Here is a 23,488-nt window from a genome sequence, read left to right as displayed (position 1 = left end):
GGTCGCATACTGGCTGTTTGCGGATTTCAATGCACGTAGGGTACCAGCAGCGGTGTCATGGCCGTCAACGCGACCGCTATGCGCAAAGTTCGTTCGGCGATGCCTGTTCGCTTGCTGCGAAAGGCGGCGATCGAGCGGCTGTCGTGGTCGTGAATGGCACAGGCTTCGGCCGCCGCCACACAATGATCCTCGGTCACCGCAACCACCTCGCCGCGGGCCTGAAGTATGGCGTGGGCGCGCATCTGGAAAATGCTCGTGCCAGGTAGATCGAGAGCGGCGGCGAAGCGGCCACCATTTGCGTGGAGAATCTGCTCAGGGCGGGGATGGGTTCAGAGGCATAGTTTAATGCTGCTTCGGCACCGAGACCAATGGCGGCTGCGCCGCTTTCACGCCGCCGACAAGCTCTTTCAGGCGCTTGCCGAAATCGGCGTTGTCGTAGTAGCCCTTGAACCGCTCCGAGCCGGGACCGATGGCAGCGACGAACACCGGGTGGTTGGTGTGCGCAGTGGTTTGCCAGTAGACCTGGGTGTTGTTGGCGACCATCATGCCGAGCGCCGTGGTGGTCGGGTCGAGAAAAACCGTGCGCGACAGCGGCTTGCGCGCGAGCAGCGCTTCTTTAATATCCGGCGCGAGCACGAAACCCTTGAAATGGTATTGCATCAACTGATCGATCGCTTCCGATGTAGGTTTCGGCCCCAAAATTTCCGCGGCGCGCCGCAGCGAGATCGGAATCGAGGCGATTTTTTTTAGGTCATCGAAGGTGCCGGCCACCTGATTGCTGCCGCGCGTCGAGCTCAAATCCTTCAGGCCAAGGGTCAATCCCAGTCCGCCGGTCTCATGGTCGGAAGTGACGATGATCAAGGTTTCTTTGGGATACTTTTGGTAAAATTCAAAGGCCAAGCCGACGGCGCGATCGAACTCACGGTAGTCGCGCACCATGGCGGCAATATCGGTCAAGTGCGAGGCGGTGTCGGTGTTTTCGCTCTCGATGAAAGCGAAGAAGCCGTTGGGGTTATCGTCGTGCAAAAGCCGAATCGCGGCGCGGGTCATGTCATAAACTGACGGTTCTTTTTTGGGGTCGCGGTCGATTTCGAAGCTCATATCGCCGTTGCTAAAAAGGCCAAGCACTTTGCTCCGCTTCGCCTGCTCCAAGCCGGCTTTGTCGGAAACATGGGTGTAGCCCTTCCTGGTGAACTCGGCGATCATGTCGACTTCGTCGCCGCGCCGGCCACCGCGGCTCTTCGGGATAAACTGATCGCGCCCGCCGCCTAACAACAAGTGTGGCTCCAAATCCAAATAGCGATTAAGAATCGCCGCGTAATCGCGCCGGCTCGGCACGTGGCAGACAAAAGCCGCGGGGCTGGCATCGTAGATCGTAGAATTGGTGATCAGCCCTAGGCGCATGCCTTTTTGCCGAGCGATTTCCATCGCCGACACGGCTGGGGAGCCATCGGCACACACGCCCAGCGCGCCGATGTTGGCTTTGCAGCCGCCAGCCAGGGCCGTGGCGGCAGCCGCCGAATCGGTCGATAACGAATCGGCGGCATGGGTCGTCATGAGCCCCAAGCTGCCTTGCTTGATGATCTTATCGCTGATGGTGAGCCCTTCATTGTGCACGACTCGATTGTACTGCCGAGCGATTTCCATGTGCGGAACGCCGGCGCCGTCGGCAAGAAAGAGAAAGATGTATTTGGGAGCGCCGTTGGCTTGCGCGCCCAAGGCCAGCTGCGCTTGTAGCAGCGCGGTCAATAAGCCGGCAAACGCAAAGTATACGCCTCGATCAATCCTCGATCGCACAGAAACCTCCTAATCCACTGCCCGGTGCCATTCGAGCCAAAGCGACAACGCTGTATAGTAGGCTGGAAAGAGCAGCGAGGCAATCAACAAGATGTGCGAAGGCTCCGGCAGCTGGTGTAGAATAATCGCCAACAGCACCGCCCAGAGCATTCCCAACGTGTTCACCAGGCTGCGCTGGGTCGGACTGCGGCTGGGGTAAAGGTAGCGAATCGGTACAAACACCGAAATCGAAAGCGCAATGATAGCAAAACCGCTGATCCACGGCGGTGTTTTGAAAGCGTAGCAGTAGAACGCGACAACGTTCCAATAGGACGGAAAACCTTGGAAGAAGTGGTCGCTGGTCTTCGCTTCTTTCTGACAAAAGCCGTAGGCGCTGGCTAACAGCGGCAGCGGCGCGAGCCACCAGCCATCTTGCGGTGGCAGCAGCTCGGCGCGGTAGATGAAATAGACCGGCACAAGAACGTAGGTCGTGTAATCGACGATGTTGTCCAAGAGCGCACCATCAAACCATGGAATGTGGTCTTTTACGCGCGCGGTGCGCGCCAGTGCGCCATCGGTGGCATCGATGACCACCGCCAGGAGCATGAGCCAGAGCGCTCCGACGAAGAGCCGCTGTTCGATTTGAATTATGGCCGCGAAAGCGACTACGGCGCCGAGGGCGGTATAGAGGTGGACGAGCCAGGCGAGGACGAGGCTAGTTGGCATTCACGGGCATCAAGTGGCGGAAGCGGCGAAACTAGGCCGCGCTTTTAAATGCGCGATCCAGGCGATGGTGTTTTTGTACTTGGCGTCCACCGGCACTTGGAAACGGTCGAGCAGCTCGATGTTGGCCATAAAAGCAATATCCGCCAGGCTGAAGGTGCCAACCAGATATTCTTTGCCTTCCAATTCCTTTTCGATGCGGTCGAAACAGGCGGCGATTTCGTTTTTGGCGGCTGTGACGTTGTTCGCGTCCCGCTCGCCTTCCGGCTTGCGCATCTCCTGGATGATCTTGACGAAAGCTGGATTGAAGCGGCTGTCGCGGAAGTCCTCCATCATACGCGCCCGGGCGCGGCCCTCAGAATCCTTTGGCATCAAAGGCGGGTAGGGGTATTCGTCGGCGAGATATTCGTTGATGATCGTCGAATCGTAGAGCACGAAACCTTCGTCGTCTAAAGCCGGCACCTGGCCAAAGGGATGAATTTTCAAATATTCCGGGTTCTTCTGCTCGCGCTTGGTAAGATCGACATTCACCCTTTCGAACTCCAACCCCTTTTCCAACAGCGCGATCCGCACTTTGCGGGAGTTGGTCGATGGCGGAAAGGTGTATAACTTGATCATCAGCCGCATCCTCCTTGATTTGGAAGTTATCTTAACACAAGGGTTACGGCGCTGCGAGAGGTTTTTGTAGGATTAAGGGCCGAAATTTGCATTTGGCCCAAGAAAATCGGCTATCCGCGCGAGCGCAGGGTGACTTTCAGGCTGATCGCCGCGCCATCGCGCTGGACCACGACACTGACCTCTTCGCCCGGTTTTTTGCTGCCGAGGAGCTTTGCTAGTTCCTCTAGATCGGTCACCTTGCTGTTGGCGAATTCGACGATCACATCACCCTCGCGCAGTCCGGCCAGCTCCGCCGGGCTGCCCGCCGTGACACCGGCCAATTTCACCCCGGTCCCGGTTTCAGCAAAATCTGGGATGCTACCGAGATAGGCGCCGTAACCACTCGAACTTTCGCCCTCAGTGGTAGGTGGTCGCGACGGCAGGCTGACGAATTGATAACCCTCGCGGTGGTCGGCCAGTCGCTGCGCGACGGCGGCCACTAGGCTTGCCACTCTGGCCATGCCATCGATATTGATCTTCCCAGCGGTGTCGCTAGGTCTGTGATAGTCGGGATGGGAGCCGGTGAAAAAGTGCAGTGCCGGGATCTTCCTATTGTAGAAGGACATGTGATCGCTGCGGCCGACGCCGTCGGACTCGGTCACTTGCAGGCCGCGCAGCGCGGCTTCAGCCAATACCATGGCGCTGAGCTCCCGCCCCGAGCGGGTGCCGAAAACGGTCATCTTGTCATCGCGCAGCCTACCGACCATGTCCATGTTGAGCATTGCTTTGGTGGCCGATAGCCGCACTGTGGGAAAATTTACATAATGGCGCGATCCCAAAAGTTCCAGCTCCTCACCAGAAAAGGCGGCGAATACGATGGTGCGGGCGGGCTTGGGGGCCATCTTGGCCATCTGTTGGGCCACCTGCATGAGCACGGCAGTGCCGGAGGCGTTGTCGTCGGCACCATGATGGATCTGCCCTTCGGTGCTGGCATCGCGCGTTCCAAAATAACCATAGCCCAAGTGATCGTAGTGCGCGCCGATGACGATGGCTTCGTTTTTGAGCTTGGGATCGGCGCCGGGAAGCACGGCAATGACATTTTCAGCTTGCTGGCGCTGCTGCGCCAAAGTGACGGTCGCCGTGACGCTCACCCCGGACAGGACTTTCGATGCCGGTTTTTCGTCGCGGTCGATGGCTTGTTTCGCTTCCGCCAAAGAAAAGCCTTGAGCTTTTAACCAGGGTTCAAGGACGGCACCCTTGACTTGCAGCGCGACGACTTTGTTGTCGCCGCGAGCGTAGCTGTTGCGGGTGGAGACCAGCTCGCGCGCCCCCGGGCGCGGCGCGGCGTCGACTAGGATCAGCCCCAGCGCGCCATGGGCACTGGCGTTGTCGGCCTTGGCGCGCAGCGTGGCATAGTTGGAATATTGCGGCGCCTTGCGAAAGGGACTCTTGTCGTCCTTGGGCGGCGGCTCATAGCGCAACACCACGACGATTTTGCCTTTGGCATCGATGCCGGCGTAGTCGTCATACGGGTAATCCTTGGTGGTGATGCCGTAGCCGGCGAAAACCAATTCGCCGCCGATGGTGCCGGAGGCCGAAAGGCCGATGGGCGCCCAGTCTTGGTTGAGCGCGAGCGGTTTGCCGCTGTCGAGGGCCAAGGCCGTGGGCTCCTTCACGGTAACTCCGGTGGTAAGCTCAAAGCTTTGCAGAAAGCTCCCGCCGTCACCGCCGGGCTCAAGGCCGTAGCGGGAAAATTCGCGAGCGATGTAGTCGCGCGCCAGCTTGATGCCCGGGGTGTCGACACCGCGCCCGGTCAGTTCTGGGGATGCGAGGTAGCTGACGTGCGCTTTGAGCGCCGCCACATCGCTCGGGCCCGAGAGATCGAAAGTCCACCCAGAAAAGTGCAGCAGTAGAACGAGGCAAGCCGCCATCAAACCGACGGCCGCTCTTTTCTGCAGCGCGGGGGAGGGAGAGTTCATAGCGGTTTCAAAGCTAACAAATCGGTAGTTTCTTTTGAAGCTCACTGTGAATGGAGTGTGAACCGCCATCGCTGCGGTTCTCTGCCAAGGAGAAGCGGCGGGTGTGGCGGGTTTCTCTCCTGCCACGAAAATGCTAGGATCGAGCGACTTTGAAAATGCCACGGAGGTTAGAAGATCATGGCTAAGAGCGTCGTCGTATATACCCAACCCGGCTGAGGGCCGTGCCACAAAGAGGTAGAGTTTCTATCTCAAAAGGGCGTTGAGTTCGTTGAGAAAAATGTCCGCGCCGACAAAGCGGCGATGAAAGAATTAATCGATCAGGGATTTCAAAGCACGCCGGTGACCATCATCGATGGCCAATCGGTGGTCGGCTTCGATCAATTGAAGATTATGGAGCTGCTCGGTCTCTCCTGATCCGCCATCGCCAATAAAACAACTCCCCGAGTTCTCCAGCCATTTCAAAAAACGCAGCGTCAGTTGAAAAAGGCGGGTTTTGACCCGCCTTTTTGCGTTGCTGTTTTGACTTCTTCGCAATTTTGAAGAAAGCCGCCGTCGCTGCGTCCAATTCAGCAAGACCTCAAATTTCCGATTCTGTGTGCCGGAGTTGAACTTGATGAATGTGCAGGCCGGTCCGCTTGAAGAGACCATCACTCTCAGGCAAGCTAAAAAGCTCATCCAATGCATGGCCCAAGAGCAAAGTTTCTTGTTGCTCTCGCCGCCTGGGGTCGGCAAATCGGAAATGGTCTACGAAGCGGCGAAGGAAATGAAGCTACCGTGCCGCTCGCTCTTGGGCACGCAGATCGCGCCCGAAGATGTCAGCGGTGTGCCGCGCATTGTCGGCGAGCGGTCAGTCTTCTGCCCGCCGCGTCTGTTGCTGCCGGAACACCCTGAGCCTTTTTGTTTGTTTCTCGATGAGCTGCCCGCCTGCGCTCCCGATGTGCAAAAGGCGTTTTACTCGTTGCTACTCGAACGGCGCATCGGCGAATATAAGCTGCCCAAGGGCACATGGGTGGTGGCCGCCGGCAACCGGGTGCAAGACCGCGCGCTGGTGCGCTCGCTCAGCTCCGCATTGGTCAACCGCGTGACCCTCTTAAATATCAAAGTCGATGCCGGCGAATGGTTGTCCTGGGCCAAGGCCCACGGCGTGCGCAAAGAGATTTGCGGTTTCATTCAAACGGTGCCCGACGCGCTCATGCGCGCCGTGCCCGCGGAACCCGTGCCGTTCTCGACGCCGCGGGCTTGGGCGTTGCTCTCGCAGTCGCTCGACATGGCCGAGCGCAGCGGTATCTTGACCAAAGAAATGCGCCGCGTGCTCGCCTTCGGTAAACTGTCCGCCGAAGACGCCGCGGTTTTTTGCGCTTTGGCGGAAGAGTCGATCGCCGCGCTGCTGCCGCTGCAGCGCTATATCGAAGACGCTGCGCTGCTACCGAAGAGTGACGCCGCGCGCTGGTTTGTCTTGAACTGCATTCGCCAGCAAGTGCGCGACAATAAGCTCGTCGATGTTAAGCCACGCAGAGTCAACCGCTTTCTGCGCAGCCTGCCGGCGGAGCACCAGCTTTCCCTGGTGGCGGACATGGTCGACCGCTGGTCGGCCCTGGGCGCAGACCCGGCGATGTTCGACCTGCTGAAACAAGTAGCGCGGCTGTAGATTTCCCGCCAAGGATAGCGCACGCAGCCATTGGACGCAGCACGCACATCGCAAACATCGCCCGATGCGGCACAGCTGGCGCGCCTCAACAAAGGCTTGCGTCTGCTAACGGCGCCGTTCCCGTACCTTTCTGGCCTCGCCGCCGCGACCCGCATTGCGCTTGATGAGCGCGTGCCGACCATGGGCGTCTTCGCCTCCGGCCGGCTGGTGGCCAATCCGCAGTTTGTCGAGCGCCTGAACGACAGCGAGCTTATTTTCGTGCTGGCCCATGAGATGCTGCATCTCGCCCTGCGCACCCACGATCGCGCCAAGGGCAGCAGCCGCCTCGAGTTCAACTACGCGCACGACTACATTATCAACGATATTCTGCGCCGCGAGCTGGGCATGCAAACCATTCCGGCGGGCGGTCTCGAGATGCGCGGGGCGCGTGACAAATCCGCCGAACAAATCGTTCTGGAAATGCGCCGAGCCCGCGCGCAGCAACAAACCCGAACGCAAGTTTGGCAGGGGGCGGCGATCTCCGTGCGGCGACTTTTTGGCCGCTCCCGTGCCGAGCCAGGCGGCGGCGAGTCCGGCGACGTGCTCGACACGACGCGCGAGCGCGAGCTCTTTCCAGCGGACGTCGCCGATCAAAGGACGCATGGGGAAGCGGTCAAAGCGGCGGCGGGCAAGGCTCTTGCGCTCGCCAAGCTGATGGGCGCGCTCAAAGGAGTGCACGGCACCGACGCCGGAGCGAGCCGGCAGATGGTGGCGGCGCTGCGCGGTATCTATCGCGCGCCTTGGCAGATGGCGCTGCAGCGCTGGCTGGAGTCCGCCACGGCCGGAGAACGGACTTTTGCCCGGCCGTCGCGGCGCAGCGCCGAGCGCCAGGACGTTGTTCTGCCGGGGCGCCGGCGCGACAGCTGGCTGCTGAACATCGTGCTCGACACCAGCGGTTCGATGAGCGACGAGATCCCGCGCGCCCTAGGTGCGCTTGCGGAGTTTTGCGACGCCCAGGGCCTCGATCAAGTGCGCATGGTGCAGTGCGACACGGAAGTCACGGCGGACGAGTGGCTTGTGCCTGCGGAGCTGGTGCAGCATGAGATTGCCGGTTACGGCGGCAGCGACTTGTCGCCGGCGCTGCGCCATTTGGCCGACGATCCGCAGGTGCGCAACGTCGTGGTCGTGACCGACGGCGATGTCGAATTTCCAGCCGAGCCGTTGCCCTATCAGGTTGTGTGGCTGCTGCCGCTTAGCTCGGGTGCGTTTCGCCCGCCCTATGGACAGGTGATTGCGCTGGAGTAACAGCTTTGTAGTCAAAGCAAGGAGAACCAATGAAAGTAGTCCAAGAACTAGTCGCTCACTTCGATCGCCAAGGACGTTTTTCGCCCAAGCAGATCAAACACCTGCTCGATCAAGGCATGCTCGCCTCGGAGGCGCCGCCGACCATGATCGATCTGTGCGACCGCACCGGGGCAACGTTCTACTTTCGCGTCACCGGCGTCAACGATGGGCCGCTGTGGGGCACGGATGTCTACACCGGTGACTCCCTCCTGGCGGCGGCGGTGGTGCACGCAGGCCTGGTGAAAATCGATGAGAGCGCCATCGTCAAAGTGACCGTGGTCGAACCTTTGCAGCAATACGTCGGGTCGGTGCTAAACGGCGTGACCAGCCATGACTTTGGCGCGTTCGGCACGGCGTATCGTGTCGAGCGAGTGTGAAGTGCAATCTGAAAAACAGTTCACCACGAAGGCACGAAGTGCACGAAGTTATGAAAAGAAGTTTAGTGAATCAAAATCCGAACTGCGTGTCTTCGTGGTGCCATAGGAATCTACTTTACCTGCGACTTCCAGCCCGACGAGCTTAGCTGCTTGCCGGTCACGCCTTTCGATTCATCGGACGCGAGATAGACGAACACGTCGGTCACCGATTCGGGTTTGCTGCCATTGTAACCGGTAAGTTTCGTCGCGACGTAGCCTGGTTCCACCGAATTCACGCGAATATTCGCTGAACGTGCTTCGGCGGCGAGCGTTAGTGTGAAGCCTTCCAAGCCCCATTTTGAGGTCGCGTAAGCGAGAAAGTTGGCGTAGGCGCCGCGGCCGATCATCGACGACACGTTGATGATCGAGCCGCTTCTTTGTTTGATCATGATCGGCAGCACCTGCTGCGTCATTAGAAAGGGCCCGCGCACATTAACTGCGATGGTGTAGTCAAATTTCTTCACGTCCATCTCAATCATCGGCGCCGGGCGCGTCATGACGCCAGCGTTGTTCACCAGCACGTCGATGCGGCCAAATCGCTTATGGGCATTAGCCACGAATTCTTTCACCGGTTCTTCCAACGACACGTCGCAGACCCAGCCTTCGACTTCGGTGTTGGCCCCGCGCAATGCTTTAACCGTCTGATCTAGCTCCGCGCTAGTGCGCGCGCATAGGGCCAGCGTGGCGCCTTCGCGGGCGTAGTGCGCGGCGATGGCTTTGCCGATGCCGCGGCCGCCGCCGGTGATGATTGCGACTTTGTCTTTGAGCGTCATGGAAATCCTTTGGGGTTGGAGTGATGGTGTATTGGAGTAATGGCCTGAGAAAACTTTTACATTCGTTTGGGGCTCATGCCAAGCGATTAGGCTTGAGGCTTGGGGCGCGAGGCGGTAGTAAGAGGGCTCGGAAGGAGAGCGGTGATGGATGTTCTAAGCACTACTGGTTACAACCGGCGACCGCCGCATTTGGTGGCGGAGTACAAGGGTTTCTTTGCCAAAGAAAATCTTGAAGTGCGGTTTCACGAGACCACCTATGCGCCGGATCACAACAAGGGCATGGCCGAGGGCAAGTGGGATTTTACCTTGAGCAGTGCCGATACCATGATTGCGCGCACCACCACCGATGGCGTCGATTACACGCTGTTCATGCAAGCTGAGGAGGGGCTGAGCGCCTATCTCATTGGCCAACCAGGTTACGACTCGATTGAGAAGGTGCGCGGCAAATTACTGGCGGGAGATCCGGGCGATTCCAATCTCGATTTGATCCGCAAGAAAATCCTGCGCACGCACGGCATGGACGATAACCAGTATCAGATCGAGATCATCGGCAGCTCGCCGGTGCGCTTGCAGGCGTTTCTCGAAAGACGCGTTGTCGCGGCGATGCTGACGCCGCCGGCGTCGGACAAAGCGCTCGCTGCCGGCGGTATTTTGCTGGCTGATGCCATTAACTACGTGCCCGGTTGGCCGCTCACCTGCGGCTGGACGCTGCGGCCGTGGCTGAAGGAGCACCGCGAGTTGGTGGTGCGCTTCATTCGCGCTTGGGCGGCGGCGACCGATTGGCTGCTCAAGGGAGAGAATCGCGAAGAGACGTTGAATCTGTCGATGGAAAAAGAAGGCCTCAACCGCAAAGCAGCGGAGATTGCCTATTCCAAAGTTGTGCCGCGGGCGCGCATCAATCCGGTGGCGATCAGCGTGGTCATCGAGCTGCGCAAGGAGATGGGCGTTTACAAACCGCCCTGCGAGCCGCCCGAGCGTTTTTTCGACGAGAGCTATTGGCGGGAGGCTGTCGCTGGGCTTTAGCACGAAAGCGAAAGGGCATGCATGCTTCGACAGGCCTGTCCTGAGCGGAGTCGAAGGGCTCAGCATGAACGGATTCGTTCTCTTTGTTTCACTCTTGTTCAGTTCGTCCTGAGCCTGTCGAAGGACTCCGAATTGCTGTCAATCGAAAATGCGCTTGAGAATAGTGCTAACGATACTGAGCACGATGGCGCCAAAGAATGCCGACCAAAAACCGGCGACGTAGAAGCCGGGCACGAAGTAGGCGGCGAGCATCAGCATGAGCGCGTTGATCACCAACCAAAAGATTCCCAACGTCAGTAGCGTAAGTGGAAAAGTGACGATCTTGAGGATGAACCCGATGGTGGCGTTGATCAGACCGATGGCGATGGGCGCGATCAGCGCCGGACCGACGCCTTCGAGCGAAATGCCGGGGAAGAGATATGCGACGATAATCAGACTGGCGGCGCTGATGACCCAGTGAATTAGCAGTTTCATGTTTATGCTCCCTGAATTCTCTACATTACGCCTTGCCACGGACGGCCGAGAATGTAAAATGGTCCAACTCGCATATGAAACCAAGGAGGCACCGCAGCCATGTCTAAACAAGAACTTGAATCCATTGCGCAGGCGATGGTCGGTCCGGGCAAAGGAATTCTCGCCGCTGACGAGAGCATGGGCACCATTCAAAGACGTTTCGACAGCATCAAAATCGAAAACAACGATAAGAACCGCCAAGCCTATCGTGACATGTTGTTCACGACCAAAGGCGTCGAAGAAGCGATCGCCGGCGTGATTCTTTTCGACGAGACGATTCGCACAAAGGGCGTGGACGGCACGCTTTTTCCGCAGCTGCTTGCCAAGAAGGGCATCATGCCGGGAATCAAAGTCGATAAAGGGCCGGTAGATATCCCTTTCTTTCCGAAGGAGACCGTGACTGAAGGGCTCGATGGCCTGCGCGCTCGCGTGAAGGAGTACCGCGAGCTCGGCGCCAAGTTCGCCAAGTGGCGCGCGGTGATCACCATCGGCGACGGCATTCCGACTTACACCTGCTTGCAGGAAAACGCCCATGCGCTAGCACGCTACGCGTCGCTGTGCCAAGAGGGCGGCATCGTGCCGATCGTCGAGCCGGAAGTGTTGCTCGATGGTAATCACACCGTCGAATGTTGTGAAGAAGTGACGACCGAGACGCTGCGCATTACGTTTGACGCGTTGATGGAACAGCGCGTGCACTTGGAAGGCATGATCTTGAAACCGAGCATGGTGGTGTCCGGCAAAGATAATCCGCGCCAGGCTGGCGTCGACGAAGTCGCCGAGCGGACCATCCGCACTCTCAAGCGCACCGTGCCCGGCGCTGTGCCGGGCATCGCCTTCTTGTCCGGCGGTCAGAGCCCGGAGAGCTCGACCGAGCATTTGAACCGGATGAACCAATTGGGCAAACATCCCTGGCAGGTAAGCTTCTCCTTCGCGCGCGCCTTGCAAGATCCCGCGCTCAAGACCTGGAAAGGCGAAGCTGGCAACCTCGCCGCGGCGCAGAAGATTTTCTATCATCGCGCCAAGATGAACAGCGCCGCGCGCACCGGCAGCTACACGGCGGCGATGGAAAAGGCCGCGTAGCAGGGCGTTGGCATTAATCACCCACACCGGCGGGTGTCATTGCGGCCGCGTGAAATTCACGGTCGAGGCACCCGCCGATATTGAAACCACCGAGTGCAACTGTTCCATCTGCAGCAAGACCGCCTATCTCCACCTCATCGTTCCCAAGTCACGTTTCAAACTCTTGCAGGGTTCCGAGTCGCTCACCGCGTACACGTTCAACACCGGTGTCGCACGGCATCTCTTCTGTAAAGTCTGCGGCATCAAGTCGTTCTACGTGCCGCGCTCCAATCCCGACGGCTACAGTGTGAACGTGCGCTGCCTCGAGCGCGGCACGATTCGCAGCCTGACGATTAGCCAATTCGACGGCCAGAATTGGGAGCAGCACGCCGCCGAGTTGGCGCATCACTCGCGCGAATAGAACGGCACCGTTTTGCCAGGTTTCCGGGCTCGTGGTAAACTGACCACCATAAAAAGCGAATCCACTGCCATAGATGCCGATTTAGTGAGCCTTTATCACCGCGCTTTCAAAGAGTTCGGAGTATCTGCTTTGTGGAGTAGCAGGCCGGTCCCCGACCCCACACCGGCGGACGCACTAGCGATCACTCGCAGCCTTCGGGTCGAGGGAAATTTGGAAGCGCGCAGGCTCGCCGAGCAGATCGAGCAGGCTTGCGGTGCCGCTGTCTAAGATTCAAGGCGATATTCTCCAGTTGTTGGCCGCGCACCGTAATCCAGAGAGTTACGTTGCCGGTAGCACGGCTATCAATAAAGCCCCCCCGCGTTTTTCTGGAGACATTGATGTCTTTCATGACCAAGAAAATCGTGTGAAGACCGTCGCAGAATTTGACGGTGCGCTGCTCGAGCAGCACGGTTTCAAAGTGCAATGGCTGCGGCGCACACCTGCGATGTGCACGGCGTTGCTAGAACGCGGCGCTGAGCTAACCAAACTGGAATGGGTTTTTGACGGCGATTATCGTTTTTTTCGGACCCTGCGAGATCCAACTTTCGGTTACGTTCTCCACCCAGTGGATTTAGCCACCAACAAAGTTGCTGCGGCTTATGGTCGGCGCGAACCGCGCGACGTGGTTGACCATGAGGGGTAGGGCCTACAGGAGGCAGACCAAAATTCTGGATTCAACCTGCAGCTGTTGTAATGATCCAATCTTTAAGTCGATTGGATCATCATCATTGATTCTCGCAACTGCGAAATTTTGCACCGCATAATTTCTAAACTGCGACTCTGGCATGAGTTTCGTTTGGTTGACTGACAAATGACCATTGCGTATGGTGCAAATTATTATTCCTGGCTGGATCGAATACCGGCAAGGCCGTATGGCCTAAACTCTCAACGGAGGCATGAATATGGCTTACGATCTCTTGATTCGCGGCGGGCGGGTTGTTGATGGCTCGGGGCTGCCATCGTATATAGCCGATGTCGGCGTCAAAGACGGCAAAGTTGCCGAGATTGGTAAAATCAAAGATGGTGCAGCGAAAACCATTGACGCGGCTGGCCTTGCGGTGTCGCCCGGCTTTGTCGACCATCACACCCATCTTGACGCGCAAATGCTTTGGGATCCCTATGGCACCTGTGAGCCGCAGCATGGTGTGACGTCCGTTGTCATGGGTAACTGCGGTCTATCGCTAGCGCCAGTTAAGGCTGGCATCGAAGACGCCATCGTTAAAAGCTTCGTGCGGGTTGAAGCGATCCCGCGCATCGCCTTGGAGCAGGGCGTCAAATGGAATTGGCATAGCTACGGCGAATATCTCGACAACTTCGAAGGCAAAGTCGGCATCAACGTCGGCGGGCTAGTCGGTCACATCGCCGTGCGCCATCATGTGATGGGTGAAGACGCCGTCGAGCGTAAGGCCAGCGGCGCTGAAATCCAAAAAATGCGCGGTCTCATCAGTGAAGCAATGGATGGCGGCGCGCTCGGCATGTCGACCAATCGCAACGATCGCCATATGCGCGAAGATGGCAAACCGGTGTCGAGCCGGCTGGCGGACGACAATGAATTCTTCACGTTGTGCGATGTGCTGGGTGAGCGCAACGGCGGCGTGATCGAGACCATTCTTGGCCGCAACAAGGTCGAGCACTTCGAGTGGTATCACGAGTTGGCGCGGCGCACGCAGCGGCCGATTCTCTGGCAAAGCCTGCAGCACCGCTGGTCCGAACCCAACCTATGGCGCGAGCAGCTCGACGCCGTCGAACCAATTTTCAAAGCCGGCTACCAAGCGTACGGCTTGTCGATGACAGTGCCGCTGGTGCGTCATTTCACGTTGAAAGACTGCCAGATCTTCGATGAATTCCCGACCTGGAAAAATTTGATGTTCCTGCCGGTGGAAGTGCGTAAGCAAGCTTTCGCCGACGCCGACACGCGCAAGAAACTGCAAGGCGAGCTCGACACCGTGAAGAACGCCAACTTTCACCGCCGTTGGGACATTCCCAAAGTCGAAAAAGTTTTTAAGCCGGAGAACCAAAAATACGTCGGCAAGACGATTGCCGAGCTGGCGGCCATGCGCAATCAGGCGCCCATCGATGCGTTTCTCGATCTTGCCCTCGAAGAGAATCTCGAAACCATTTTCTGGAACGCCAACAACGGCGGCGACTGGAATGCCATGGGCGAAATCCTGCGCAGCCCGTATGTGCTCGTCGGAACTTCGGATGCGGGGGCGCATGTGCTGTTCGGCGCCGACTTTGGCTACGGGACGATTTTGTTAGGCCTGTGGGTGCGTGAGCGCCAGGTGATGAGCTTGGAGCAGGCGGTTCACAAACTAACGTTCCATCCGGCGTCGATCTTTGGTTTGCAGGGGCGCGGCCTGCTGCGTCAGGGCTATGCGGCCGATATCGCTATCTTCGACCCCAACACGGTCAACGCCGAAGAGCCTACCTGGGCCAACGATTTTCCAGCAAACACCAAGCGCATGGTGCAGCAGGCGGTGGGCATGCATTATACCATCGTCAACGGCACCGTGGTCCACGATCACGGCCGGATGACCGGCGACCTGCCGGGGCAGGTGATGCGCGGCCCGCTCTATCGCCAACAAAAGGCGGCCGCGTAACGATGGGTGTTGCGTACGTTCCGGTAGCTCGCGTCGGAGAACTCACCCCCGGCGTTATGAAAGAAGCAGACCTCGGTGGGCGTCAGGTGCTCGTGACGCTCATCGAAGGCAAGTATTTTGCCTTTGCCAGACAGTGTCCGCACGAAGAAGCTGACCTGAAAGTGGCGGGCGTGTTGCTCGACGGTCCCAAACTGCGCTGCAACAATCACAGCTATTGCTTTGATCTGGCGTCGGGCGAATGCACTCTGCCCCAGGGTGGCGCTCCGCTGACGGTGTTGCCGGTCGAAGAGCGCGGCGAAGAAATCTGTATCAAGTTGGAATGGTAAGTAGACCGCAAGCTCCGATCTGGAGCCGGGTTTTGACGACAGCGCTAGTGGCCCTGCTAGCGCTGCTTTTTTTCTCCGCGCCGGCCCGCTCCCAAGAAAAAACTTTTCTTTGGCGTGTGACCTCCAAAGATGGCGCCAAGAGCATCTACGTCGCCGGTTCCATCCATTTTCTCAAGCGCACGCACTACCCGCTGAAAAAAGCGCTCGAGGAGGCCTTCGACAATTCCAAAAGATTGGTCCTTGAGATCGACTTGCAATCTTCGACGCCCGAGCAGGCGCAGGCGCTGACCCTCGCCAAAGGCGTTTATCGAGACGGCACGACACTGCAGCAAAACATTGCACCTGAAACTTTTTCCCTGGCGGAAAAGCGCGCCAAGGAGCTCGGGGTGGATTTGCGCATGTTCAATCCGCTCAAGCCCTGGGTTGTCGCGCTGACGCTAACCGCTTTAAAACTGCAGAAGCTCGGCTTTGACCCTAACTACGGTGTTGACCAATACCTGGCGGGGCGCGCCAAAGAAACCGGCAAGCCGCTTGCGGGCCTTGAGACGTTGGAATTTCAGATTGGCCTGCTCGATCAGATGTCCAAAGCCGACCAGGATGCGATGCTTCAGCAGACGGGCCAAGATTTAGACCGTCTGGATGAATACGTCGAAGACATCGTGCAAAGCTGGGCCAAGGGAGATACTGGCGCGGTGGAACTTTTGCTGCATACAGGCGCCAAGGAGTTTCCCGATCTGCATCGAAAGTTGTACGTGGACCGCAATCGGCGCTGGCTGCCGCAGATCGAGAAATTCATTGAGCAGGGCAACAACGCCCTTGTTGTTGTCGGCGCGGCCCATCTGGTCGGCAAAGAGGGCGTGATCGAGCTGCTCAAGCAAAAGGGTTACAAGGTGGAGCAACAGTAATGACCCAAATGACAAACAATGGTAAGCGAGTACAGGTACGCGATTGGATGTCGACCAAGCTGTTTGTCGTCGAAACCTTCGACAGCATCGCGGTCGCTCGTCAGTTGATGGCCAAGCAGCGCGTCAACCAATTGCCGGTGACCGAAAACGAAACGCTAGTCGGCATCGTCACCGATCGCGATATCCGCGATGCCTACCCGACCAGCATGCTGATCAACCGCGGCAAAGAGATCGACGAGTTTGCTGAAAAAATCACCGTCGAAGAAGTGATGAGCCACAATGTTTTTGTGGTAAAACCAGACACTAATCTGAGCGACGCGGTGAAGCTGCTGCGCAAACACCGCATCGGCTCGCTGCCAGTGCTCGATAACAAGGAGTTGGTCGGCATCATCACGCGCAGCGATATTCTTGACTTTGTCTTGAGCGGCGGACAATTGGCACAGGCAAAGGTCAGTAATAAATCGACCAAGAAAGGGCGCGGCGCCAAAAAGCGAAAAAAATAGACTGGCTCCCGCAACCGAATCGGAGCTACATTCATCTAAAGGGAAGACGCACGGATGCCATCATTTGATATTGTCAACCGCATTGACCTGCAGGAAGTCGATAATGCGGTGAACATTAGCAAAAAAACGATCTTGTCGCGCTACGACTTCCGCGGCTCTAAAACTGAGATCACACTCGACAAGAAAGACAAAAAGATCAACGTCACCACCGAAGATGACATGAAGATGCGCGCGGTGCAGGACACGCTGATCGAGAACCTGGTCAAGCGCAAGGTCGACCGCAAGTGCCTGGAGCCCAAGGAAAACGAAATGGCGGCGCAGGGCATGATCAAACGCGAGATCGCCATTAAAGAAGGCGTCGACTCGGATACAGCGCGCAATATCGTTAAGATGATCAAGGACAAGAAGCTCAAAGTGCAAGCGGCGATCCAGGAAAATCAGGTGCGTGTGACCGGCAAAAGCATCGACGATTTGCAGACGGTCATCCAGATGCTGCGCGGCAGCAATCAACCAATCCCGCTGCAGTTCGTTAACATGCAGCGCTAGGAGAACGCCAATGGCAAAGATTAAGAAGTCCGACGCCGAATGGAGAAAAGGCCTCACCGACGAACAGTTTCATGTCACCCGTGAGAAAGGCACCGAGCGCGCCTTCACCGGGCAGTATTGGGACAATCACGAAAAAGGCACGTACCGCTGCATCTGCTGCGGCAACGAGCTGTTTAGCTCGGATACGAAATTCGACTCGGGCACCGGTTGGCCGAGTTTCTGGGCGCCGGTGGGCGAAGCGAACGTCGAGACCGAAGAGGACAACAGCTTTTTTATGCGCCGCACCGAGGTGATGTGCGCCAAGTGCGATGCCCACTTGGGCCATGTCTTCGACGACGGACCGCGGCCAACCAACTTGCGCTACTGCATCAACTCGGCGTCGCTCAAGTTCGACAAAGACAAATAGCCGCGCGAGATGGGCGAGCCGTCCTTCCAAGATCAGGGCGCGGTGCCGTTTTGTTACGGCTGCGGCGCCGACAATGACAAGGGCTTGCAAATCAAAAGCTACTGGGACGGTGCCGAGGGGGTTGCTCAGTGGCAGCCGGCGCCGCACCACTGCGGCGGCCGAAAAAAGTTTCTCAACGGCGGCATCATCGCGACCTTGATCGATTGTCATAGTTTAAATCTGGCAATCGCCACCGCCTACAAAAATGAGAACCGGCCCATCGGCAGCGCGCCGCGTATCGGCTACGTCACGGCCAATCTGAATGTTACCTACGCGAAACCGACGCCCCTCGAAGAGCCCCTCGAATTGCGCGCCTGCATTACCAAGAGTGAAGGGCGCAAGGCTTGGGTACGGTGCACGATCAGTGCGCGCGGCGAGGTCTGCGCCGCTGGCGAAGTGCTGGGGATAAGAGTGGAGCGCGACTAAGTCTGCGAGTGCCATGGAATACACAACTCTCGGAAAAACCGGTTTGAAAGTCAGCGTTGCGGGACTCGGCTGCGGCGGGCCGAGCCGGCTAGGCATGCGCGACGATCCAAACTCGGAGCAGCACGCGGTCTCCCTAATCAGGCAAGCCATCGACCTGGGCGTCAACTTTCTCGATACGGCTCAGACCTACGGCACCGAAGCGGTGGTCGGTAAAGCGATCGCGGGGATGCGCCGCGATGCGCTCGTCATCTCGACCAAGAAGACACTGCCCAGTGAAGATCATGCCGATCCTGCGGGGGAACTAAAGAAAGGGTTTGAACAGAGCCTGAAGTTGATTGGCACAGATTACATCGATGTCTATCACTTGCATGGCGTCGAACCGAAGGATTATCAGTATTGCAAAGAACGGTTGATGCCGGCGATGCGCCAATTAAAAGAACAGGGCAAGATTCGCTTCATCGGTGTGACGGAGGGCTTTGTCCCCGACCCGTCGCACACCATGCTGCAACAAAGCCTGCGAGAAAATATGTGAGACGTGGTGATGGTCGGGTTTAGCTTGATCAATCCGTCCGCGCGTAACACACTTTTTCCGCTGACCCTGAAAGACGGCGTCGGCATGCTCAATATGTTCGCCGTGCGCCGCGCTCTTAGCCAGCCAAAGCGGCTCAAGGAGATGTGCGCCGAGCTCGTTGCCAACGGCGCGATCGCGAAAGGAGTACTCGATGCCTACGACCCTCTCGGATTTATTTTGAAAGAGAGCGACGCCGCGACGCTGCCGGAGGCGGCCTATCGCTTTTGCCGCCACGAGCGCGGCGTTGACATTGTGCTCACCGGCACTGGCAACCCCGAACATCTCCAAGAAAACATCGCCGCGATCCTCAAACCGCCGCTACCAAAGATTGTGCTCGACAAACTAAAGACGGTTTTCGGTAAGCTGGATCACCTCACCGGCAATTAGTCACTGCGGCGCAGATAAGAATGCTGCAAAATACGCAAAAAACGCAAAACGGAAAGCAGTAGGGGCGCGATTCATCGCGCCCGCTTGCTACAAGCCAAACGCGGCGAGATCAGCCGGCGTAACGCGAACTTCGGATCTGTGTAGCCGCATCATTTCGAACGAGCTGATGAGATCTCGTGCGTTGGCGCGATCGCCGATGTCTATGCCCGCGCCACGTGCGACCCAGGCGACGATCTGCCAGGCGTCGACACCGGCGCCGCGCAGGCGCGCCAGCGAGACGTCATCGCTGCGCTTGGCCAGGCGGCGCCCGGAGGCATCGGTGACAAGAGGAATATGCCACCAGCGCGGGTGCGGATAGCCCAACGCTTCTTGCAGCAGCCACTGGCGCGCGCAGCTTTCTAGCAAGTCGGCGCCGCGGACGATTTCCGTCACACCCTGGCGGACGTCGTCGACGACAACGGCGAGTTGATAGGCGGGTAGCCCCAAGCTGCGCGCTATGGGAAAATCGCCGATCTGCCGGCGCGCGTCGAATTCACGCACGCCTTGGAATTCATCTTCGATGTGGACGAGTTTATCCGGAACAATGAAGCGCAGCGCGGCAGGGCGGCCGCTGGCGCTTTCCGCATCAGCTAAATTCTTGAACCTGCCGCGGCAAATCCCTGGATAGACGGTGCTGGTTTCCCCCGCGTGCGGCGCCGATTGCGCCGCGAGAATTTCTTTGCGCGTACAGACGCAGGGGTAGACGAGGCCGCGGTCGAGCAGCGCTTGCGCCGCCGCATCGATGTCGGCCGCGCTGCGCGATTGCACGTAAGGCTCGTCGTCCCAATCGAGACCGAGCCAGCGCAGGTCTTCAATCGTCGCCTCGATCAAGCTCGGCTTGACGCGTTCGACGTCGAGGTCTTCCAGGCGCAAAACGATTCTTCCGCCGCGCGAGCGCGCGTGCCACCAGGCGATCAGAAACGACCGCGCATGGCCGAGATGCAAATGGCCCGTCGGACTCGGCGCCAGCCGGCCAACGATCGTTGTACTAGAAATTGGGCCCGTGTTACTCATGGAAGTGAAAACGCGAAGAGGATTTAACCACAAAGAGCACAAAGAACACAAAAAACAATTTCCAGAGAGTTGATTATGTGCCCTTTGTGGTTAGTTTCTCTGCGTTCCGAGTAGGGGGCTCTACATGCGCTTTGGTCTTGAGTTTGGCAGTTATCCATCGGACGTCGATCCAGTTGAGGTTTGTCGGCAAACCACCGAGCGGGCAATCGTCGCGCACAAGAATAACTTTGAAGCGTTGTTCGTCGCGCAGCATTATCTCTGCGGGCCCGATGCGGCGATCCTACAATCGATTCCGCTGCTCTCTTATCTGGCGCCCCAGGTGCCGGGCATGTATCTCGGGACGTCGATTCTGATTTTACCGTTGCATCCACCGGTGATGGTGGCGGAGTATATCGCCACCCTCGACAATCTTTGCGGCGGTAAAGTGTTGTTGGGGGTCGGCCAAGGCTATCGGGAAAACGAATTCAAATCCTTTGGTGTCGATCTGCACGAGCGGCGTGGCCGATTGGTCGAAGGGGTTGAAGTACTGCGCCGGCTCTGGAGCGGTGAGACGGTCTCGTTCCAAGGAAAATATTATCAGCTCGACAAAGTCAATTCGCAGCCGCGGCCGCTGCAGCGGCCGTGCCCGCCGATCTTGCTCGGTGCCGATACTTTGAAAACCGTCGGCAGAGTGCCGGAAGTCGCCGACCATTGGATCGCCAGCCGGCGCCACACGAAGACTTTTCTGCGCGAGGCTTTGCCGGTTTACAAAACCGCGCTGGAAAAACAGGGGCGACCGTTCAAAGGGTTATATATCTTCCGCGACCTCTGCATCGCCGATAGCACGCGCGAAGCCGAGGAGCGCATCCGCGACGGCTACGAGCGGCGCTACTTGCGCTACCAACAATGGGGCCAGCCCGGCGAGAAATATGATTTGAAGTTTGAGGAACTGAAACGCGATCGCTTAGTCGTCGGCAGCCCCAGCGAAGTGGTCGAACAGGTGCTGGCGTATCACCAAGAATTTCAAGCCGAGGTCATGTGGTTCATGGTCGATTTTCCCGGCATGGACCCGAAGTTTATCACGGAAACCCTCCAGCGCTTCGGCGCGGAGGTGATCCCGCAGGTGAAGAAACAATTGCCGAATAGTCCGCTGCCGTGATCGCTGAAGGCGTTGCCGCGAATTCGTTGGCGCACTCGTCACGTGGCTCGGTACGTCCTCATGACAGGTTCAAAGTGGTAGTTCGTAATCACGAGGGACTGCTCGATGACACTTCGGTGGGATGAATGCTCAGGTATTCCCTCACCTCAAGCTGCATGCGGTCGATCTCTGCTAAGAAACCGGAAACGGCGCTGTGAAAGTTTTGAGGGTTGGTCTCGACGCGCCGCAAATGCGCAGCCACAGCGACCCGTTGCCACGAGCCCTTCCCAAAGGCGCAGTGTTTCTTGCAAGGTCGCACGGATAAATTCCGCGCGGAAGATCACCCTCTTTTCCAAAAGCGGGGAGAGCAGGTTCGGTCGATTGCGCCACAATCTAATTTACCATAGGGCCAGGACAACGGCTATTAAGTGAGCTGCTTATCGTTACATACGCCGGACACGACTGAAGAACATGCCCGGCGAGCGGCAGTGTCTAGTTGCAGCGAACCGTGATTTGCAATCGCTTTTTTCAGTTGTAATCGCGCAAGCTCGGCGATTACTATGTTCGAGATCAGCAAGGAGGACTCTTTGCACGTGAGACGCAAGCTTTTGTTGGCTTTGGCGATTTCTTTGGGAGTCGGTTTGGCGTGCGTGCCGGCCCGCGCGCAAAGTTTCAAAGTCGGCATGACTTCGAAGACGCTTTTCTATTTGCCTTTCTACGTTGCCCAGAAGCGGGGTTTTTATAACCAGGAGAACGTCAAGGTCGAGCTGGTTATGATCGGCCGGACGGATATTCATTTGCAGGCTTTGCTCAGCGGCGAGATTCATTTAGGCACGCTGAACGCCGACAGCGTCATTGCACTGGCCGAGAAGGGCGCGATTCTTAAAGTCATTGCCGGTGTCGACAACGCGGCGCCGTATTTCTTGATCGGCGCTAAGAATATCAAACGCGTCGACGAGCTGAAGGGCCAGCGGCTGGGTGTCGCGAGTTTGCGCGGTGGGGCGACTTCGATTTTGCTCGAGTATCTCAAGACCAAGGGGCTTCACTTCCCGAAGGATTTTTTCTTGACGATTATTTCCGGCGGCACGGTGGCGCGGTTGACGGCGCTGGAGAGCGGCAGCATCGCCGGTGCGGTGCTGGGTTTTCCCTATTCGGATATTGCCGCCGATAACGGATTCACACGACTGGGCGATACCATGGAGGTGATCTCGACGTACCAATTCAACGGCCTCACGGTGAATCCGGCATGGGCCGAGAAAAACCGCGCCCAAGTCGTGCGCTTTTTGAAAGCGCATATCCGCTCGCTGCGCTGGATCCACGAGCATCCCGACCAAGCGGCCGATCTGTTCACGGCCGAGATGGGCATCAAGCCGCCCTATGCCCGGCGCGGCGTCGACTACTTTACCAAGAATAAAGTTTTTCCCATTGATGGCGCGCCGACGATCGAAGGCTTGAAAGCCAACATCGACATCCAATTCAAAGACGGTGTGCTTAAAGAGCCGCTGCCATCCCCCGAGCGTTACGTCGACCAGAGCTTTGTGCGCCAGGCGCAAAAAGAGTTGGGGTTGTAGCACCGCGCCGCGATTTGTCTGGGCCTCGCATTCAACGCCAGCGTTATAGCAGTGCCCCGGTGATTGTGATAGCCGTTTCTCCAACGTCGTGCCAAGGAGAACGCTTTCATGACGATGAGAAAAATTATCGTGCCGTTGGATGGATCGAAGCTTGCCGAACAGGCGCTCCCCTACGTTCGGTTGTTGGCGGAAGCGACCGGTGCCACGGTGGAATTGCTGTGTGTCACCGACAGCGCTGACCAGGCGCCGCTGGCGCGCGCGGCGGATTATTGCAAAGACGCGGAGGCGCGCAGCTTCCCGGCGGGCGCTAAGGTCGATCGCGTTACCCTCCCTGGCACTCCTGCCGAGGTCATCGTCGATCGAGCCGAGAGTGACACGGAGAGCCTGATTGCGATGACAACCCACGGTGCCTCCGGCTTGCGCCGTTGGCTGCTCGGCAGTGTGGCGCTCAAAGTGGTTCAGGCGGCCACAGCTCCCGTGCTCTTGGTGCGTGCCGACGGCGCCCCGGACAAAGTGGCGATTCGCTCGATCATCGTTGCCCTCGACGGCTCCGAGCTGGCGGAATCTGTGATTGAGCCAGCGGTGGAACTAGCCAAACATCTAAACGGCGAGCTGCTTCTCACTGTCCCACTCTGGGAGGGTTGAAGCCCTCGCCTTTAGGCGACGGCTTTAGCACGTTTTGGCGGAGCTGTGGTAATGTCTGCGGATGAAAGAATATCGACGCGGAGCGCACACCGTATTCGAAATC

At 58.0% G+C, this 23,488-nt stretch carries 27 protein-coding genes; 20 read left to right on the top strand and 7 right to left on the bottom strand.

Annotation, left to right across the window (positions count from 1 at the left end; all coding sequences use genetic code 11):
- Positions 1–342 precede the first annotated feature (342 nt).
- The 4 genes from FJ145_23920 to FJ145_23905 form a co-directional block, all read right to left on the bottom strand.
- Positions 343–1,797: a hypothetical protein gene (locus tag FJ145_23920; protein ID MBM4264461.1), complete on the bottom strand. Its 1,455-nt coding sequence runs from the start codon at positions 1,795–1,797 to the stop codon at positions 343–345.
- A 9-nt stretch (positions 1,798–1,806) separates the two neighbouring features.
- The gene (locus FJ145_23915) at positions 1,807–2,502 is read right to left on the bottom strand and encodes a CDP-diacylglycerol O-phosphatidyltransferase (protein ID MBM4264460.1); all 696 of its coding nucleotides are present in this window, start codon (positions 2,500–2,502) and stop codon (positions 1,807–1,809) included.
- 9 nt (positions 2,503–2,511) lie between these two features.
- Positions 2,512–3,126 carry a glutathione S-transferase family protein gene (locus FJ145_23910; protein MBM4264459.1) on the bottom strand — a complete coding sequence of 205 codons (615 nt, stop codon included), beginning with the start codon at positions 3,124–3,126 and terminating at the stop codon, positions 2,512–2,514.
- Positions 3,127–3,227: 101 nt separating this feature from the next.
- A complete protein-coding gene (locus FJ145_23905) occupies positions 3,228–5,144 on the bottom strand; it encodes a M28 family peptidase (protein MBM4264458.1) in 1,917 nt (638 codons plus the stop codon).
- Positions 5,145–5,252: 108 nt separating this feature from the next.
- Here FJ145_23905 and FJ145_23900 point away from each other — a divergent pair, with 108 nt between their 5' ends.
- The 4 genes from FJ145_23900 (at position 5,253) to FJ145_23885 (ending at position 8,423) form a co-directional block, all read left to right on the top strand.
- Positions 5,253–5,489, top strand: a complete 237-nt coding sequence (locus FJ145_23900; GenBank protein MBM4264457.1) for a glutaredoxin family protein — start codon at positions 5,253–5,255, stop codon at positions 5,487–5,489.
- 199 nt (positions 5,490–5,688) lie between these two features.
- Positions 5,689–6,723, top strand: a complete 1,035-nt coding sequence (locus FJ145_23895) for an AAA family ATPase (protein MBM4264456.1) — start codon at positions 5,689–5,691, stop codon at positions 6,721–6,723.
- A gap of 30 nt (positions 6,724–6,753) precedes the next feature.
- Positions 6,754–8,007, top strand: a complete 1,254-nt coding sequence (locus FJ145_23890; GenBank protein ID MBM4264455.1) for a hypothetical protein — start codon at positions 6,754–6,756, stop codon at positions 8,005–8,007.
- Positions 8,008–8,036: 29 nt separating this feature from the next.
- Complete coding sequence (locus FJ145_23885; protein ID MBM4264454.1) at positions 8,037–8,423, top strand: hypothetical protein; 387 nt, start codon at positions 8,037–8,039, stop codon at positions 8,421–8,423.
- 110 nt (positions 8,424–8,533) lie between these two features.
- Here FJ145_23885 and FJ145_23880 read toward each other — a convergent pair whose 3' ends face one another.
- Positions 8,534–9,235: an SDR family oxidoreductase gene (locus FJ145_23880; GenBank protein MBM4264453.1), complete on the bottom strand. Its 702-nt coding sequence runs from the start codon at positions 9,233–9,235 to the stop codon at positions 8,534–8,536.
- A 144-nt stretch (positions 9,236–9,379) separates the two neighbouring features.
- On the opposite strand from FJ145_23880, the gene FJ145_23875 reads away from it, so the two are divergent.
- A complete protein-coding gene (locus tag FJ145_23875) occupies positions 9,380–10,258 on the top strand; it encodes an ABC transporter substrate-binding protein (GenBank protein ID MBM4264452.1) in 879 nt (292 codons plus the stop codon).
- Positions 10,259–10,396: 138 nt separating this feature from the next.
- Here the strand turns inward: FJ145_23875 and FJ145_23870 are convergent, their stop codons facing one another.
- Positions 10,397–10,732 (bottom strand): phage holin family protein, encoded by a 336-nt coding sequence (locus FJ145_23870; GenBank protein ID MBM4264451.1) that lies wholly within the window; start codon positions 10,730–10,732, stop codon positions 10,397–10,399.
- A 99-nt stretch (positions 10,733–10,831) separates the two neighbouring features.
- On the opposite strand from FJ145_23870, the gene FJ145_23865 reads away from it, so the two are divergent.
- The 12 genes from FJ145_23865 (at position 10,832) to FJ145_23810 (ending at position 18,999) form a co-directional block, all read left to right on the top strand.
- Complete coding sequence (locus tag FJ145_23865; protein ID MBM4264450.1) at positions 10,832–11,851, top strand: fructose-bisphosphate aldolase class I; 1,020 nt, start codon at positions 10,832–10,834, stop codon at positions 11,849–11,851.
- A 16-nt stretch (positions 11,852–11,867) separates the two neighbouring features.
- Positions 11,868–12,251 (top strand): GFA family protein, encoded by a 384-nt coding sequence (locus FJ145_23860; protein ID MBM4264449.1) that lies wholly within the window; start codon positions 11,868–11,870, stop codon positions 12,249–12,251.
- 253 nt (positions 12,252–12,504) lie between these two features.
- Positions 12,505–12,933: a hypothetical protein gene (locus FJ145_23855; protein MBM4264448.1), complete on the top strand. Its 429-nt coding sequence runs from the start codon at positions 12,505–12,507 to the stop codon at positions 12,931–12,933.
- A 253-nt stretch (positions 12,934–13,186) separates the two neighbouring features.
- Positions 13,187–14,890 (top strand): amidohydrolase family protein, encoded by a 1,704-nt coding sequence (locus tag FJ145_23850; protein ID MBM4264447.1) that lies wholly within the window; start codon positions 13,187–13,189, stop codon positions 14,888–14,890.
- A 2-nt stretch (positions 14,891–14,892) separates the two neighbouring features.
- On the top strand, positions 14,893–15,216 hold the full coding sequence (locus FJ145_23845) for a Rieske 2Fe-2S domain-containing protein (protein ID MBM4264446.1): 324 nt from the start codon (positions 14,893–14,895) through the stop codon (positions 15,214–15,216).
- Positions 15,129–16,121: a TraB/GumN family protein gene (locus FJ145_23840; protein MBM4264445.1), complete on the top strand. Its 993-nt coding sequence runs from the start codon at positions 15,129–15,131 to the stop codon at positions 16,119–16,121. The genes FJ145_23845 and FJ145_23840 overlap by 88 nt, the downstream gene beginning before the upstream one ends.
- Positions 16,121–16,624, top strand: coding sequence for a CBS domain-containing protein (locus tag FJ145_23835; GenBank protein MBM4264444.1), 504 nt, complete (start codon positions 16,121–16,123; stop codon positions 16,622–16,624). The genes FJ145_23840 and FJ145_23835 overlap by 1 nt, the downstream gene beginning before the upstream one ends.
- Before the next feature lie 54 nt (positions 16,625–16,678).
- Positions 16,679–17,170, top strand: a complete 492-nt coding sequence (locus FJ145_23830) for a YajQ family cyclic di-GMP-binding protein (protein ID MBM4264443.1) — start codon at positions 16,679–16,681, stop codon at positions 17,168–17,170.
- Between the two features lie 10 nt (positions 17,171–17,180).
- Positions 17,181–17,576: a peptide-methionine (R)-S-oxide reductase MsrB gene (gene msrB / locus FJ145_23825; GenBank protein ID MBM4264442.1), complete on the top strand. Its 396-nt coding sequence runs from the start codon at positions 17,181–17,183 to the stop codon at positions 17,574–17,576.
- Positions 17,577–17,585: 9 nt separating this feature from the next.
- Positions 17,586–18,041 carry a PaaI family thioesterase gene (locus FJ145_23820; protein ID MBM4264441.1) on the top strand — a complete coding sequence of 152 codons (456 nt, stop codon included), beginning with the start codon at positions 17,586–17,588 and terminating at the stop codon, positions 18,039–18,041.
- A gap of 13 nt (positions 18,042–18,054) precedes the next feature.
- Complete coding sequence (locus FJ145_23815) at positions 18,055–18,573, top strand: aldo/keto reductase (protein MBM4264440.1); 519 nt, start codon at positions 18,055–18,057, stop codon at positions 18,571–18,573.
- A gap of 9 nt (positions 18,574–18,582) precedes the next feature.
- The gene (locus tag FJ145_23810) at positions 18,583–18,999 is read left to right on the top strand and encodes a hypothetical protein (protein MBM4264439.1); all 417 of its coding nucleotides are present in this window, start codon (positions 18,583–18,585) and stop codon (positions 18,997–18,999) included.
- Between the two features lie 87 nt (positions 19,000–19,086).
- Here FJ145_23810 and FJ145_23805 read toward each other — a convergent pair whose 3' ends face one another.
- Complete coding sequence (locus tag FJ145_23805) at positions 19,087–20,052, bottom strand: tRNA glutamyl-Q(34) synthetase GluQRS (protein ID MBM4264438.1); 966 nt, start codon at positions 20,050–20,052, stop codon at positions 19,087–19,089.
- Positions 20,053–20,176: 124 nt separating this feature from the next.
- Here FJ145_23805 and FJ145_23800 point away from each other — a divergent pair, with 124 nt between their 5' ends.
- From FJ145_23800 to FJ145_23790, 3 genes are all read left to right on the top strand, one after another.
- Positions 20,177–21,190 carry an LLM class flavin-dependent oxidoreductase gene (locus tag FJ145_23800; GenBank protein ID MBM4264437.1) on the top strand — a complete coding sequence of 338 codons (1,014 nt, stop codon included), beginning with the start codon at positions 20,177–20,179 and terminating at the stop codon, positions 21,188–21,190.
- 539 nt (positions 21,191–21,729) lie between these two features.
- On the top strand, positions 21,730–22,740 hold the full coding sequence (locus tag FJ145_23795) for an ABC transporter substrate-binding protein (protein ID MBM4264436.1): 1,011 nt from the start codon (positions 21,730–21,732) through the stop codon (positions 22,738–22,740).
- A gap of 108 nt (positions 22,741–22,848) precedes the next feature.
- Positions 22,849–23,385 (top strand): universal stress protein, encoded by a 537-nt coding sequence (locus FJ145_23790; GenBank protein MBM4264435.1) that lies wholly within the window; start codon positions 22,849–22,851, stop codon positions 23,383–23,385.
- The last annotated feature ends 103 nt before the right edge of the window (positions 23,386–23,488 follow it).

The sequence above is a fragment of the Deltaproteobacteria bacterium genome, from assembly GCA_016874755.1.
GTDB lineage: Bacteria > Desulfobacterota > Binatia > UBA9968 > UBA9968 > DP-20.
The sequence above is the reverse complement of the archived record's forward strand: the minus strand, read 5'-3'. Positions and strand labels throughout refer to the sequence as shown.